Raw genomic sequence first — 14,690 nt, forward strand, 5'->3', positions numbered from 1 at the left:
TTGTGTCACCCGAGCTGGACACCGATCCCAGCGCCTTTCCCAGTGCGCCGCCTGCGAGCCTCGATGATCCCGAAGTGATCGTCGAGCACGACTGGCACGCGTTCCAGAGGGTCGAGCGTACGGCCGATCACTGGGACCGGCCCGGGTGGTCGGGTCAGCAGCGCTCGTACTACTGGATGCACACGTTCCCGGACCCCGGCGAGTTGCTGCAGCGGACGGAACACTGCCAACGAGCCCTGCAGCATCTGGGCATGGACCCTGTCCCCGCCGACGGTCTGCACGTGACCGTGCTGCGCGTGGGCGCAGTCGACCAGGTATCGACCGCGCAGGTGGAGCACCTCCTGGACTTGACGCAGGAGCTGCCCGTCAGCGCTTTCCACGTCCTCGCTCACCCTCTGGCCGGCTCACGGGGTGCCGTCCGTTTCAGCCTCACGCCGTGGAAGCCGCTGGTCCGCCTCCACGCCGCTCTCCACGCCGCAGGAAAGCAGGCCGGCGTCCCCGGCGGCGCTCCGACGACGGCGTTCCGTCCGCATCTGGGTATCGCCTACAGCAACCAGGAGCGATCCGCGTCCGCGGTCATCGACGCCGTCGCACCTCTGCGGTCTCTTCCTCCGGTGCCGCTGCACTTCACTACCGTCGATCTCGTGGAACTGCGGCGCCAGAGCAGAACCTACCGCTGGAAAACGATCCGCTCGATTCCCCTGCCCTCTGCCGCAACCTCGCGGACTCCGTTCACCTAGGAGACGATCGCACGGTTGACAGCAACGGCCCGGCGGGACCACTGCCCCGTCACATGCCGGTGCCGGCCGCCAGCCTCTCCTTCGGCTTCGGGTGCGTCTGCGCGCGGACCCGTGCGTACGCATCGTCGAGCAGTCGCAGCTCGACAGCGGTGAGGACAGGGCCGGAGAGAGACTCGAAGCTCTCTTCGAGCTGATCCTCGCTGGTGAAGCCGACGACCGTGGCACAGTGGCCGACGCGCTGAACGCCGGACAGCAGCGCGAGGCGGGTCAGAGTTCCTGGAGTGTCACCGAATCGGGCGCGCAGCGATTCCAGCCCGCCGGGTACCTTCTCGGCGCCGGCCGGAGCAAGAGCGGTCCGGAGGCCCAGGGCGACCGGCGCCGCGAGGATCACACCGACCCCGTGGCGTGCCGTGAACGTGAAGAGGTCATCGCCCTCCAGTGTGATCACCGGCGTGAGGGCGTTGCATCGAGTCCAGATGACGTTCGGTCTGATCAGTCGGAAGAGGTAGAGGAATCGCTCGGCGCAGGCAGCGCGTTCGGCGGGCGTCGCTTCGGCGGGCGTGTACGGTCCCCGCATTCCGATGGCCTTGATGGCGCCGACTTCCCGCAGGGTGTGCATCTGATCGATTGCGGGGCCCAGGTAGCGGTCTTGAGGGCCGAAGTCCCACGAGTCCAGGGTGTAGAGGTCCAGCTCCTCGACGTAGAGATTCTCCAGTGTCTGCTGCAGCTGGTGGTGAATGTGCCGGTCGGCGTAGGCGTGCGGCGCGGAGCCTCGGATCCTCCCGACCTTGCTGCTGGTCAGGAAAGTCCGATGCGGATACTCCCGCAGCAGGCGCCCCAGCATTCGTTCAGCTCGCCCGGCTCCGTAGGAGTCGGCTGTGTCCAGGAGGTTGGCGCCGAGCTCCACGGCGCGGCGCAAGCCGTCGAGGAAGGGACCGTCGTCCTCCTCGCGGGTGTGGCTTCCCGGCAGCCCGACGGCGCCGAGGTTGACGCCCAGGGGATGAACTGAGAGGCCCTGTCCCAGATGGCGACTCGTGATGTCCAAGTCGGTCATCGGCGAGATTCCTCCCGCGTCAGCACAGCGATGACGATCTTTCCGTTCACGGTTTCCTCGACCGACCAGGTGTCGGCGAGGTTCTGGATGATGAACAACCCGCGTCCGTTTGTGGCCACGGTGTCCGGCTTCACGGACGAGTTGCACGGGTGTGAGGGGAGGGCCTCGGTGTCATGGCCCAGGTCGACGACGCCCAGCGCCGTGCCGAGCTCATAGACCTCGATCCTTATGAGGACCGCGCCAGGGCTGTGCTTGACGGCGTTGGCGATGAGTTCACTGGCGATCAGCATGGCGTCGTCGACCTGTCCCTCGTCGACGGCGTCCAGGAAGCTGGTGAGCGCAACGCGTGCGGAGCGTTGCGGGGCCGGAAGTCCGGCAAGCTCGACATCGCAGTGGTCCAGCAGATTTCCGAGGCTCCGGTCGTGGACCAGCTCGGCGGTAGTCGGAGGCAACCTCGTCTCCTCATGATCGAAACGCCCTGCGGCGCGGCCGGAATCGACCTGCCTCCACCGTGGCGGAACACCGCAGGCATCGGTACGCCAAACTGCGGCCACTTCTGTGTCACTTCGCCCCCCACTCGTCGCTCCGCCGCATGCGCCAGGATGGGCAAAACAGATCAAACCACCCCCGGATTGTGCTCGCGCCTCGGGCGAAGTGGCCCACAAGTGGCCGCGGTTTGGCGTATCGCTGTCCCCCCGGTTCCGTCACCGTTGAGTGAAGCCAGCGACCGCGGTCCCGGAGCCACCGGATCGCGGACCGCTGTCTGGGCGGTCAGCTCTTCCCGGGGCGTCGCCCAGATCAGTGCCGCGCACGCCTGACAGCCGCGGAACCCGTCCCCGTTCTGGTGCCGCACCGGCCTCCCCCGCTACGGCACGGCACCAGAACTCCCTCTCACGTTTCACCCGACAGCGGCCTTCTCGTCTGGAGAGCAGTCCACATGAACCTACGGAGTCAGCACCTGTGGCAGGTTGCGATCGGCGAGCCGCCGCCGGGCGCGTTCCCCCGAGCCCACGACACTGTGCGCGTGAGCCTGGCTCTGGGGCTGCCCGCCATCGACGCCCTCGTGGCCGACGGCACAGAGGTCGGCCCGCTGAAGTACTGCCTCGGCCACCAGAGGCTTCTGGTGCCGGTGGAGGCCGGCACGTTCCACCGGTGGGGGGCTGCCCACTCCGACTGCGTGCCCGGCGCCAGAACCGGACGGTGCGTATCCGATGGGTACGGCGGCCGCGGCTGTACGGGCCTGTGGGTCACCCGGCCGGAGCCGGTCGTTGTGTCCACCACCCCGGCGGCTGCGCTGCACGAGGCACTCAGCCGGACCAGGGACCGCATGCGGGCACCGCGCAGCACGCCCGTCCCGCAGCGCCGGGAAGTCTGCCGTGCATAGTCCTTGGCGGACACGCAGCCGACGGGCCTGGCGCCCCACCCGTCAACGTCTGCGCGCCCTCACCTTCGCCCTCGCTCTGTTCACGATCGCCTACGCCGGATCCACGCCGAGGCCGCGATGACCAGCACCGGACTGATCATCATCGGTTTGATCGTCGGAGCCATGGCCGTCCTCGTCGTCCGAGGACAGAGAACGAGCCGACCGCCGCGGGCGGGGCCCACCGACACCCGGTCATCTGTGCCACGCGACCAGTCCTGAACCGCTCGGCCACACCACGCAAGGACCATCATGTTGGCCTCCTCCCGCCGTGCACTGCCGGCCCCTGCAGCCCGCCCGGCCTGTCGGGCGCCGTTCGGCGCCCGCAGTCGGCCCCCACGTGTGAGGACACTCCATGCTCGATTCACAGATGACCGTGACTGCCCTGCTTGGTGCCGGCCTCGTCGCCACGTCGGCAGGGCTCATAGCGCAGACCCGCAGCAAGCGGGCCCTGGCCGTTCGGGGCGCCTCGGCGGAGAAGCAGCGTGATGCCGCCGCCGCCCACGTTGCCGCGCTGGAGACGGAAGTGCGGCAGTTCGCCGAGGTGACGATGCCCGCCCTGGTGGACGTCCTCGCGCGCGGATACCGCGGCGTTCCTGTGCCGGGCCTTCACCAGGAGCAGCTCGTCGGCACCCCTGTCGACCTTGCTCATCAGGCTGTTCGGCGGATTCTGCAGGAGGCGGTGGCCGTCACGCGCGAGCGGATCGGGCGCGCGGCGCGGTCTTCGGTGCGGGACATCATCGACGAGGCGCAGACCCGTCTGCACCGTTGTCAGATGTCCGTCCTGCAGGAGATGGAGCGCCACCCCGACGGCACCGCGTACCACCAGAGCCTGATGAACTTCGATCACCTGGTGACCCAGGCTCTGCACACCCTCCAGCGCACGCGGATCCTGACCGGATCGTGGCCCGGCCTGCAGCGCGCGGACTGCACCGTGCGCGAGGTCGTGGAATCGGCCCGGGGTCGGATCAGCGACTACCTGCGGGTCTCCTACACCTACGAGCCGGGCACCGGGGAGGCCTGGCTGGAGGGGCGCGTGGTCGAGCCGATCACCGTCGCGCTCACGGAGCTGTTGTCCAACGCCACCGCGTACTCCGAGGGCAAGGTCTACGTCGAGGTGCAGGCCTTCCAGACCGGGTTCTGCGTCTTCGTCGACGACGGTGGCCTGAGCATGAACGGCTTCCAGCGCGAGGAGGCGGCCCGGCAGTTGGCTCAACGGGAGGTGCTGGACGTCACCACCGTGCGGGACACCGGCCAGCTCGGGTTCGCGGTGATCGGTCGTCTGGCTAGCGAGTACGGCTTCGTCACCGATGTCACCAGCACCTCCCCCCAAGGCGGGGTGCGGGCTGTTCTGCGCATCCCGCGGGAGCTGTTCGGGCACGGCCCGAGTGACGCGGAGATCCAAGCCGAACGACATGCGGCCATGGCCCACACCACCGAGGCGCCCTTCACCGAAGGATCTCTCTCACACGGCGGTGACGGCCGCACCCCGCCCGCGGAAACCACCGGCCCCGGAGGGTTGCCGAAGCGGCGCCGACGAGCCGCCCGTACTGCGGAGCCCGCCCGTGACGGCGTGCCCGCGCCGGCGGATGACCCCGATGCGCTCTCCGCCGGCCTCGCCCATCTGGGGCGGACCATCCACGACACCGAGCAGCACGCCTTCGAAGGAGACCAGCCCCATGACTGAGCAGCAGCCGACCGCCGACACCCACGACATGACCTGGGTCCTCACCCGTCTCGCCGAGGAGAAGGACGTCCTGCACGCCGTCCTGTTCACCACCGACGGCCTGGTGCTGGCGCACTCTAAGGAGCTGCATCGCGACGTGGCCGACCCCACCGCCGCCAGCTCATCGAGTCTCTTCTCTCTGGGCCGCAGCCTCTCGCAGTTCGCCCAGACGCCCCCCGACACGGCCCCCCGCAAGATCATCGTCGACCTGCCCGACGCGTGCGTGCTCATCTTCGGCGCCGGAAACCACTCGGTGCTCGCCGTCTCCATCCGTGCGGAGATGACCGAACCCGAGGTGGCGGTCGCGTCCGCGGCGACCATCAGGGCCATCAGGGGTCTGGCGCCCGCCCTGTCCGCGCGCGCCAGGATCTCGTGACGCCCCGCGGACGGAGGCGTGCCGGGATGGTGCGGCCCTACACCCCCACCGGGGGTAGAGCCGCGCCCACCCGCCGCACCCTGGACCTGGCCACGCTCCTGATTGCCGATCCGGAGAGGCCCTTGGCCGGGCTGGACGCCCACTCCCATCGGCTGATGCAGCACTGCCTGCCCGGTGTGCTGTCGCTGGCCGAAGTCAGCGCCGATCTGCAGCTCCCGGGCGCCGTGACCAAGGTCCTCGTCGCCTCCCTCGTCGACAGCGGCCACCTCCTCAGCCGCAACCCCGTGCCCGCCGCTCAGCAGAACGACAGACATCTGCTGGAGAGGATTCTCGATGCGCTCCACAAGCTATGAGGGCCATTACTTGGCGCCCGGGGTCGATCAATCCGTGAAGCTCGTCGTTCTCGGACCTTTCGGCATCGGCAAGACCACCCTCGTCGGTGCCGTGTCCGAGATCGAGCCGGCCTCGACCGAAGAACGCATGACGAGGGCTGGCGAAACGGTCGACACCTTGCGCGGCCTGACGGACAAGACCACCACCACGGTCGCGCTCGACTTCGGCCGGCTCACCCTCACCGACGACATCGTGCTCTACCTGTTCGGCGGCCCCGGGCAGTCCCGATTCAGTTTCATGATCGACCAGCTGATGCACGGCGCCCTGGGCGGAGTGGTCCTGGTCGACACCGCCCGGGTCACCGATTCCTGGGACGCCATGGAGCGCCTCGAGGAAGCCGGCCTGCCGTACGTGGTCGCGGTCAACACCTTCGCCGAATCCCCCCGCTACGGCGAAGCCGAACTGCGCCAGGCCTTGGACCTCCACCCGTCCACCCCCTTGGTCATGTGCGACGTGCGGCGCAGGGAGTCGGCCAAGACGCCGCTGATAGCGCTCGTCTCCCATCTGCTGTCGCGTCCCAGCCTGGAGCCCGCCTCATGAAGACGCCGCCCCCTCTCTCCGCCAGCGGCTGCCCCATGCTGCACGGCGCCGCCTTCGCCACCCGCCCGATCGCCGTCTACGAGCAACTGCGCGCCCAGGGGCCGGTCGGCTGGGCTGAGATCGCCCCGAACGTGCACGCCCTGGTCGTCACCCAGCACCGCGCCGCCGTCACCCTGCTCAACGATGCCCGTACCTACTCCAAGGACTCACGCCTGTGGGCGGCCCTGGCCGCCGGTGAGGTCCCCCAGAACAGTCCGGTCCTGGGCATGATGGGCTGGCGGCCCTCCGTCCTCTACACCGACGGCGATGAGCACGCACGCCTGCGCTGGGCCATGGACGACTGCATCGCCCGGATCGACCCCCACCAGCTGCGGGACATCACCCGGCGCAGCGCGCTGTCGATGATCGCCCACGTCATCGGCACCGGCCGGGCCGACCTCATGAGCGACTTCGCCGACGTGGTGCCCATGCTCGTCTTCGCTGAACTCCTGGGCTGTCCATCTGAGATGACCCACCGGATGGTCCGCGCCTGCCAGGACCTCATCAGCGCCGGCCCCGAAGCGGCCCAGGGCGCAGAGGACTTCGCGGGGCTCCTGTTCGAGCTCATCCAGCTGCGCCGTGAGCAGCCCGGCCAGGATCTCACCTCCTGGATGATCAACCATGCGGCGAAGCTGAGTGACGAAGAGGCCCTCCACCAGTTGTTCTGCGCCGTCGGCGCAGGCGTCATCCCCGTTGCCGCCTGCACGGCCTGGACCCTGCATCTGCTTCTGCGCGACGACGAGCACGCCGGCAGTCTCGCCGCCGGCACCCTCACCGTGCGGCGGGCCCTGGAGAAGGCGCTGTGGGAGCGCGCACCGATGGCGAACTTCTCCGTCCACTTCGCCCGCGGCGACACCCATCTCCACGGCGTGCCCCTGCCGGGCCGCGTCCCGATCCTGATCTCCCACGCGGCGGCCAACACCGACCCGTCGCTGCCGCAAGATCTCGGCTACGACAGCCGCGCCCATCTCGCCTGGTCGGCCGGCCCGCACCGCTGCCCCGCGATTTCCCAGGCCACGACGATCGTGCAGACCGCCGTCGAGACGATCCTCGACCAGCTCTGGGACATGACACTGGCCGACGACGATCCCGAACCCCCGCTGCGCCACGGACCCTTCCACCAGTGCCCGCAGTCGATGCCCGTCACCTTCCGCCCCAAGTCTCACGACCGTCTTCCCGTCACCGCTCTCGCAGGAGGTTCCTCGTGACCAGCAGCCCCGCCCCTACCACGGCCGTCACCCTCGACAGCAGCGGCGGCCGCCGCCTGTTCGCACAGGCCGACGAACTCCGAAGCGCCGGCCCCGCCGTCCTGGTCCGCCTGCCCGACAACGTGACGGCCTGGTCGGTCACCCGCGGCGACGTCGCCAAACGGCTCCTGACCCACCCCGACGTGTCCAAGGACGCCCGCAAGTCGTGGCCGTCCCACACCCCCGGGTCTATACCGTGGCTCTACGCCTGGGTCGACGTCGTCTCGATGTTCACCTCCGACGGCGACGACCACAAACGCCTGCGCCAGCTGGTCAGCCGTGCCTTCACCCCGGGCCGGGTCGAAGCGATGCGCCCGATCCTCCACGCCATCGTCAGCGACCTTTTGGACAACCTGGCCGGCCAGGACCGCAGCGTGCCCCTCGACCTGCGCACCCACTTCTCCTACCGGGTGCCCACCCGGCTGATCTGTGATCTCTTCGGCGTCCCCGCCGACCAGCGCCCCGAGATGCTCTGCGTCATCGACTCCGTCCTGGCCACCGACGTCACCGCGCAGGAAGCCGAAGCCACCAAGCACGCCCTCTACCGGGCCATGCAGACGCTCGTCGACATCAAGCGGGACTCGCCGGGCGAGGACATGACCAGCCTGCTGCTGGCCGCCCACGAGGAGGACGGCGACCGGCTCGGCCACATCGAGCTGATCTCCACCCTGATCCTGATGATCGGCGCCGGCAGCGAAACCGCCGTCGCCCTCATCAACGCCGCGGTGCGCGAGCTCCTCACTCACCCTGACCAGCTGGCGACCGTGCTGGCCGACCCGGCGCGCTGGCACGACGTCGTCGAAGAGGCCCTGCGGCTGCACCCGCCGATCATGCACCTCCCCCTGCGCTACGCCACCGCGGACATCGCCCTCGGTGAGGGCGTCACCATCAGGGAAGGCGACGCCATCCTGGTCGGCTTCGGCGCCCCCGGCCGCGACCCGAGCCTCCACGACGACCCCGCGGCCTTCCGCATCGACCGGGCCGACAAGGACCACATGGCCTTCGGCCACGGCATCCACTACTGCCTGGGGGCCCCGCTGGCCAGGCTCGAAGCCGAGGTCGCGCTGCCGGCCCTGTTCGACCGGTTCCCCCAGATCGCCCTGGCCGTCAATCCCGAGGACCTCGAACCGCAGCGGTCCTTCATCGGTAACGACGTCGCCGCCCTGCCCGTCCTGCTGGAGGCCGCGTCGTAGGGAGCACCGAATCGCACGCCGGGTGGGGCGGCCCTCTCGCCGCTCCACCCAGCGCTCCTCGCGATCCACGTCCTCGACCACCGCCCCAACCGCCTCCTTCAACCGGGACCCCAGATGACCACCGCCCCACCGATCACCCCCCTCACGGAACCGCAGAAGCGCGTGACCGCGCCCCTCGTCTACGGCGTGTCCAACGAGGCCATCTCCGCCCAGATCCATCTGTCCGTAGACGGCGTCGCCAGCCAGCTCAGGGTGGCGCGCAAGAAGCTGGGCCGGCCGGGTTGCTCACGGGCCGTTCTTGTCCACGCCCTGCTCACCGCCCGGCAGGTCGCCCCGCCCGTCTGCCACCGCCCCGCTCCGGAATTCACCGAAGACGAGCTGAGACTGCTACGCGCGCTCTCGAAGCACTCCCTCAACGAGGACATCGGGCACGCCATCGGCGTACGCGCCTCGGACGTACGCGCGGAGATCGACGCCCTCCTGGCCAAGGCCTGCGCCGACAACCCGGCCCACCTGGTAGGCCTGGCACACGCCTGGAACATCTTCGGCGGCCCCTCGGACTCACAGCCCGTAGCACTGGCGGCAGCTTCCGCCGCGCCGGCCTACGAGATGCTGCCGATCACCTCCGACGCCGCGCGTGCCGCAGCGACGGCCCTGGCGGAAGACCGCGCTCACTTGCTCGCCGATCAGGGCATAAGGGTCCCCGCAGGCTCGACCACGGCACTTCTCAAAGAGCCCGGCGCGCTGGGGCTGTACGAGGATGGCATCCTCGTCGGCTGCCTCGCCCTGCGCACCCGCCCCGACGTGCGGCACTGGGGTGCTGACGGCCGTGATCCAGGCACTCTCGTCCTCCTCGACCCGGCCACCGTCGGAACGACCCAGGTCGGACGGCTGCTCACCATGTGGCTCGCCGATCACGCGGCCCGAAGGCGGCTGACGTGGGTCTGGTGCGACGTGCCGGCCCCGCGCGGCCAGGCGGAGGAAGCGAGCGAATGGCTGCTCGATCACCTGCACGAGCTCGGCTGGGAAAGGCGGTCGCCGACCGTCCTGACCCCGGCCGGTGACCGCGTCGTCCGGCTGCGGCTGCGCGCCGAGGCCAGAGCCGCACTGGGTGCAGCGATCTCGGTTCCGCACTCCAGCGTCCCTACGGCGGTACCGCCGTCGTGAAGACATCCCGGCTTGTCACTCAGCGGCCAGCCCCAGGTATCTCGCCTTCCTCGATCTGTGATGCCGAGGCGTTCCTTTCCGGCCTTACGCACCCGTCGGACCGACCCGAGAAAGACACGCTCATGCGCAGTGCAGCCTCCGTTCGACAGGACCCCTACCTCGCCCAGCCCCCGTGGGCCCCGCCAGCCGGCGGCCTGCGTACCTGGGAGTGCGGTGAGCACTTCGACGCCGTACGGATCCCCGCCACCCTCGCACCCCCGCTGATCGCCGCGCTGCAGACCGCCGGCGGCCGAGGGCCGGTTCTTGCCGATCCCTACAGCGGCAGCTGGCACATTCTGCTCGACCCTGGCACCGTCCAGTCCGCGCCGTGGGCCCGATACGGGATACGCCTTCTCCGGCCCGGAACCCGCCTCACCGTTCCGGCCGCCCACGTCACCACCGGCACCGACCTCCACTGGCACATTCCGCCAGGCATCGGCGAAACCCCCACCGAGTTGCTCGGTGACATCCTCAATGACGGCCCCCACGACATCAGTCCGCGTCGCGGTGCCCAGCGCGCCAGGCGAAGCCGATGACCGCCCGCGCCTCCGCCCGCACGCCCAACCTGCGCGCAGCGGACACCGCCACCGGAACGGCCGTCCTGCTGACCGCGATCGTCTGCCACACCGAGGGTCTCGACGCCTTCCTCGCCACCAAGGTGCCCGTGCAACCCGCAGAGCGGGGGACCGTCTCATGAGTGCGATGACCGGCCGCGCCCACCCGGCACCGCTCGACGGTTCGCCCGCCCGGCACACACTGGCGGGAGGATCCCCTCCGGGCTACGCGTCGCAGAGCCGCCACCTGCCTCCCCGGGCCTCCGGCAACCGCCCGCAGCCGGGCTTTCCGCCCGTTCCGGGGCCCCGAGCGCTGGAGTTGCGCCGTGCTGCGGCCAACCGGGCTGCTCGCGCCCGCCCGGGACCGCTGCACATCGTGCTGTACGCGCTGACAGGACCCGACGGCACGGCGAACGGCAATCTGGCGACGACCCGAGGCTACGCCGAGAGACAACACCTGGTGGTCACAGGCCCCCCGCTCGTCGACACCCTCGACTCCATCGACATCCGCACCGGCGGCGATGACCCCCTCCTGCGGCGCGGCTACGCCCGCGCGCTGCAGATGCTGGCCGATCCAGCCTGCCCGGTGCGCGGCGTCGTCGCGGTCAGCCGCACCGCGATCACCCCCGTCGACCGCCTCTACCAGGACCAGCTGTCCTGGTACGCCGACCGTCGCGCCGGGCTGTGGCTCGTGCGCGGCGAGACCGCGATGTGACCTCTATCGGACACCACGAAGGGCATCTGGCGATGACCGTTCCCACCTCGGCCGCGATGGCCGGCTACGTCTTCCGGCGTGCCGGCCGCCGGGAGATCCGCACACCGATCGTGCGTGGCACGGAGGGCGTTCACTACGCCGATGGCGCACGCCACGCACAGATTGATCCGCACTTCGGTGTCCTGCGGGTCCGGATGGCCGGCCCCACTGATCAGGGCGAGGTTCTCTTCGGCACGTTCGACCCTGACCTGCAGTGGAGCGCTGCGGCCGAGATACGGTGCGCGTTCTGTGGCCGGCCCGACACGCATGACGCCGACGGACGCATGTGGGTAATTCCGAGACCGCGCGTGTTCGGCCTGTCGGCAGCCACCCACCTGGACACCACCACCCCGCCCGTGTGCTCGACCAACTGTCTCCGCAGTTGCCTGACCGGCTGCCCGAGACTTCGAGCACGGAGCATCGTGCTGCGAGCCAAGACCGCTGCACCAATCGGAGTCCTCGGCATCGTCCACGGCACCTCCGACCGGCCTGTCACCGAGGGACTGACATACGTGCCGCTGCGCGGCGACGACCGTCTGGAACATACCGTCGCTCACTTCCTGACGCTCCGGGTTCGCGACCTGACCGAAATCTCCCTGACGTCGCTTGGCATCACCGACGTCTCCCCCCGATCCTCCGACCCACGGTGCCGACCATGACCAAGCCGCGACAGACACCGGGAACTGACCGGACCTGGTGAGGGTCGCTGAAGCGTTCGCGAGATCGCGACGTCGCCGGCCGCATCCCAGCGAGGCATGTTCTCTGGCCCGGTGCGACGCGGGCGCACCAGGCAAGAGGTGATCCCTCTGCCGACAGGGCCCCGCAACATCCGCTATACGGCCTTTCCGACTCCACCGCGATGGGCGGCATGATGATGAGCTCAAGATCAAACGCTGAGCGCAACGAGGTGTTACTCAAGCACCTGGAGGTTCTGGACTGGTCGATCAGCGGCTTCGCGCGCCGGATCGCCGCGCGCTGCGAGGCGATCCGGCTGCCCTACAGGGTGGTCACGAGCACGGTCTCGCGGTGGTGCAAGGGATCCACTCCCGGCGACGATCTCGCAGCCGCCGCATGCCACGTGCTGTCGGCGGCGCTGAACCAGGTCGTGACGCCCGCGAGCTTGGGCTGGCCGTCCGACACCGGCCTCGTCGCGGCCCAGTCGCTGGAGTACCTGGATGTGCCCCACGCCGTTCGCATGCTGTCGAAGCTGTGGGCTCTGGACGCCATGCGGCGGCGCAACGTCGTCAAGAGCGCGTTCTCACCGAGCGTCTTCGGCCCTGCCTCGCGGGAGGCCCTCGTGATGCCTGCGGACCCCGTCATCGGTGGCCATGGGCAGCACAAGGTCACCGGGGCGGACATCGACCTGCTGGACGAGCAGACACGGCTGTACGGCAAGTTGGATTCCCAACACGGCGGGGGCAAGTTCCGCGGGGTGTTCGCGTCGATGATGGACACGCACGCCACGCCGATGTTGAACGGGAGCTTCCCTGCTCGGACCGGGCGCCGGCTCTACGGCAGCGTGGTGGACGCGGTCCTCGCGATGGCCTCGATGGCCTACGACGACCAGCTCCCCGGTCTGGCTCAGCGCTACGACCTGCAGGCGATGCGGCTGGCCCAGGCGGTCGGTGACCGCGCCCGCATCACCCGGGTCCACATCCACCAGGCCCGACTGGCGGCGACGCAGGGCGGGCAGGCGGATGTGCTCGCTCACGCGCGCAGCGCTGTTCTGGCGGCCGAGGGAGCGCCTCCCCTCGTCAGGGCCTACTCGTGCGTAACCGAGGCTCGGGCGTGGGCGCTGAACGGACAGCCGGACCAGGTCGTGGCGGCGGTGAAGCGGGCCCGCGAGTTCTTCGCCCGCGCTCAGAGCGGCATCGGCCCGGCGTGGCTGGAGTGGTTCGACATGCGTGAGCTGGAGGGACAGGCGGCGTGGGCGTTCGCCCTGGCCGGACTGGCCGAGCAGGGGGTGCAGGCCCTGAAGGAGGCGTCGGCTCTTCCCTCGGACCGAACGCGCGACACCGTGGAACTCCTGATCACCGAGGCCGAACTGGCTCGGCTGCGTGGTGACGCGGCCGAGCACGCGGCTGTGGCAAGACGTGCCTCTCAGGCGTCGCAGCACCTGATGAGCCGACGTCTCTCCGAACGTCTTGAGCACCTGAACTCGGGGGAGCCGCTGCGCGGGTTCTGAACCGCTCGGCCAAGGCCCCCGAAAGGTCGGGCGCGGGCAGCGAGGAGGTCGTGACGCACATCGTCAATTCTCTGGGGCGCGCCGGCAACGGACCGCCGGTCAGGTTGCGGGGAAGAGCGCCCGGTAGATCGCCCGGGCCCTGAAGGCACCGCCGTGGTGCGGAGATTCCAGGGAGCCGTGGTGCTGTTGGCCGTCGACCGTGCGCAGGACGGCGTTGAGCTGATAGTCCGGGTGTACGCCGTCGTCGCTGAGGGATGCCGCGAAGCTGAGTTCCAGGATGTCTCCAGGCGTAACCGGCACGGGGCTGTCGAAGAGCGGCAGGTAGATGGTGGCCCAGTTCGTCTTCATGTGCAGTGCGTCAAGGGGCGCTTCGTCCGGCAGGCACCAGAGGTTGAGCCAGGTGAGCACGCCGTCCATGCTGCCCGGCTGGGTGATGACCAGGCGCGTTGCGGTGCGCTGCTCGGTCCGCAAGGCCCCGTTGAAGTCGAGCACCTCGACGGGTGCGCCTTCGGAGAGCAGTGCGTCGGCAGACGGGTTCTCGACGCGGAGTCGCACGTCGAAGGGCTTGCGGTGCCAGTCGAAGATGCTCTGCAGGTACGGGAGGGAGGCCTCGGCGAACGCCACGGGCTGCTCGGGGAGCAGGTCGTACAGGCGGACCGCCGCGGCCAGGGTGACCGCGCGGTGGGGTATCACCAGTCCACCGGGTTCCAGGTGGCGGCGGCGGGCGTCGGCCAGGACGGCTGCCGCGCCTTCGGCGCCCGCCAGGGAGCCGATGATCTCCGCAACGCAGACATCGGCTCGGGGCGCAAAGTGGAGGCTGGTCGACTCGCCGAGCAGGAGGGTGATCCGGTCTTGGGGGGTGCGGGTCGGCAAGTTGGCGGCCGCCTTGTGGAACGCGTCCTCGATGACTTCGACGGCTACGGCGTGCCGGGCTCCCGCCTGCACACTTTCGCGCGCCCAGAGAAGATCTTGCCCGGTCCCGATGTCCAGGATCCTCCGGTCCGGGGCCAGTTGCGACAGTGCCGTGCGGAAGCGCTGGTTGCGTTCGTCGTCGGTGGTCATGGTCGTGTAGAGGAACGGGTCGTAGATCGGGTACTCCCCCACGCTCGGCCACAGGGCTGGGCGGCCCTCCTGCTCGGGTTCGGGGTCCACGCTCACGCGCAGGGAGCGCCCGTGTGTCTCGATCTGCTGGACGTTGGACATGGTCCGCCTTTCGCGGTGGTCCTCAGCGGGGTTCGGTTCAGTGGCCGCAGGGGATGTCGG

The 14,690-nt window shown here is 69.7% G+C and carries 17 protein-coding genes; 14 read left to right on the top strand and 3 right to left on the bottom strand.

Annotated features, from left to right (window positions below; all coding sequences use genetic code 11):
• The first annotated feature begins 2 nt into the window (after positions 1-2).
• Positions 3-740: a 2'-5' RNA ligase family protein gene (locus tag ACFYSH_RS30730; RefSeq protein WP_388756719.1), complete on the top strand. Its 738-nt coding sequence runs from the start codon at positions 3-5 to the stop codon at positions 738-740.
• 49 nt (positions 741-789) lie between these two features.
• Here ACFYSH_RS30730 and ACFYSH_RS30735 read toward each other — a convergent pair whose 3' ends face one another.
• Together ACFYSH_RS30735 and ACFYSH_RS30740 are read right to left on the bottom strand one after the other, a co-directional pair.
• On the bottom strand, positions 790-1,794 hold the full coding sequence (locus tag ACFYSH_RS30735) for an aldo/keto reductase (protein ID WP_388756721.1): 1,005 nt from the start codon (positions 1,792-1,794) through the stop codon (positions 790-792).
• The gene (locus ACFYSH_RS30740; RefSeq protein ID WP_388756723.1) at positions 1,791-2,246 is read right to left on the bottom strand and encodes an ATP-binding protein; all 456 of its coding nucleotides are present in this window, start codon (positions 2,244-2,246) and stop codon (positions 1,791-1,793) included. The genes ACFYSH_RS30735 and ACFYSH_RS30740 overlap by 4 nt, the downstream gene beginning before the upstream one ends.
• A gap of 572 nt (positions 2,247-2,818) precedes the next feature.
• Between ACFYSH_RS30740 and ACFYSH_RS30745 the strand changes: the two genes are divergently transcribed.
• The 13 genes from ACFYSH_RS30745 (at position 2,819) to ACFYSH_RS30805 (ending at position 13,427) form a co-directional block, all read left to right on the top strand.
• On the top strand, positions 2,819-3,178 hold the full coding sequence (locus ACFYSH_RS30745) for a hypothetical protein (RefSeq protein ID WP_388756725.1): 360 nt from the start codon (positions 2,819-2,821) through the stop codon (positions 3,176-3,178).
• 391 nt (positions 3,179-3,569) lie between these two features.
• Positions 3,570-4,901, top strand: coding sequence for a histidine kinase (locus ACFYSH_RS30750; RefSeq protein WP_388756726.1), 1,332 nt, complete (start codon positions 3,570-3,572; stop codon positions 4,899-4,901).
• Positions 4,894-5,316 (top strand): roadblock/LC7 domain-containing protein, encoded by a 423-nt coding sequence (locus ACFYSH_RS30755; RefSeq protein WP_388756728.1) that lies wholly within the window; start codon positions 4,894-4,896, stop codon positions 5,314-5,316. The genes ACFYSH_RS30750 and ACFYSH_RS30755 overlap by 8 nt, the downstream gene beginning before the upstream one ends.
• Before the next feature lie 26 nt (positions 5,317-5,342).
• Complete coding sequence (locus tag ACFYSH_RS30760) at positions 5,343-5,669, top strand: DUF742 domain-containing protein (RefSeq protein ID WP_202435929.1); 327 nt, start codon at positions 5,343-5,345, stop codon at positions 5,667-5,669.
• A complete protein-coding gene (locus ACFYSH_RS30765; RefSeq protein WP_388756732.1) occupies positions 5,650-6,249 on the top strand; it encodes an ATP/GTP-binding protein in 600 nt (199 codons plus the stop codon). Before ACFYSH_RS30760 ends, ACFYSH_RS30765 begins: the two co-directional genes overlap by 20 nt.
• On the top strand, positions 6,246-7,496 hold the full coding sequence (locus ACFYSH_RS30770) for a cytochrome P450 (protein WP_388756735.1): 1,251 nt from the start codon (positions 6,246-6,248) through the stop codon (positions 7,494-7,496). The genes ACFYSH_RS30765 and ACFYSH_RS30770 overlap by 4 nt, the downstream gene beginning before the upstream one ends.
• The gene (locus tag ACFYSH_RS30775) at positions 7,493-8,728 is read left to right on the top strand and encodes a cytochrome P450 (protein ID WP_388756738.1); all 1,236 of its coding nucleotides are present in this window, start codon (positions 7,493-7,495) and stop codon (positions 8,726-8,728) included. The genes ACFYSH_RS30770 and ACFYSH_RS30775 overlap by 4 nt, the downstream gene beginning before the upstream one ends.
• 114 nt (positions 8,729-8,842) lie before the next feature.
• A complete protein-coding gene (locus ACFYSH_RS30780; protein WP_388756741.1) occupies positions 8,843-9,895 on the top strand; it encodes a hypothetical protein in 1,053 nt (350 codons plus the stop codon).
• Positions 9,896-10,017: 122 nt separating this feature from the next.
• Positions 10,018-10,470, top strand: coding sequence for a hypothetical protein (locus ACFYSH_RS30785; protein ID WP_388756744.1), 453 nt, complete (start codon positions 10,018-10,020; stop codon positions 10,468-10,470).
• A complete protein-coding gene (locus ACFYSH_RS30790; protein WP_388756747.1) occupies positions 10,467-10,631 on the top strand; it encodes a hypothetical protein in 165 nt (54 codons plus the stop codon). Before ACFYSH_RS30785 ends, ACFYSH_RS30790 begins: the two co-directional genes overlap by 4 nt.
• Entirely contained in the window at positions 10,628-11,203 is a 576-nt protein-coding gene (locus tag ACFYSH_RS30795) for a hypothetical protein (RefSeq protein ID WP_388756750.1), read from the top strand. The genes ACFYSH_RS30790 and ACFYSH_RS30795 overlap by 4 nt, the downstream gene beginning before the upstream one ends.
• Before the next feature lie 32 nt (positions 11,204-11,235).
• Positions 11,236-11,901, top strand: a complete 666-nt coding sequence (locus tag ACFYSH_RS30800; RefSeq protein WP_388756753.1) for a hypothetical protein — start codon at positions 11,236-11,238, stop codon at positions 11,899-11,901.
• Between the two features lie 200 nt (positions 11,902-12,101).
• Positions 12,102-13,427: a transcriptional regulator gene (locus tag ACFYSH_RS30805; RefSeq protein ID WP_388756755.1), complete on the top strand. Its 1,326-nt coding sequence runs from the start codon at positions 12,102-12,104 to the stop codon at positions 13,425-13,427.
• A 99-nt stretch (positions 13,428-13,526) separates the two neighbouring features.
• Here ACFYSH_RS30805 and ACFYSH_RS30810 read toward each other — a convergent pair whose 3' ends face one another.
• Positions 13,527-14,630 carry a class I SAM-dependent methyltransferase gene (locus ACFYSH_RS30810; protein ID WP_388756758.1) on the bottom strand — a complete coding sequence of 368 codons (1,104 nt, stop codon included), beginning with the start codon at positions 14,628-14,630 and terminating at the stop codon, positions 13,527-13,529.
• Positions 14,631-14,690 lie beyond the last annotated feature (60 nt).

The sequence above is a fragment of the Streptomyces sp. NPDC005791 genome (assembly GCF_042871485.1).
Lineage (GTDB): Bacteria > Actinomycetota > Actinomycetes > Streptomycetales > Streptomycetaceae > Streptomyces.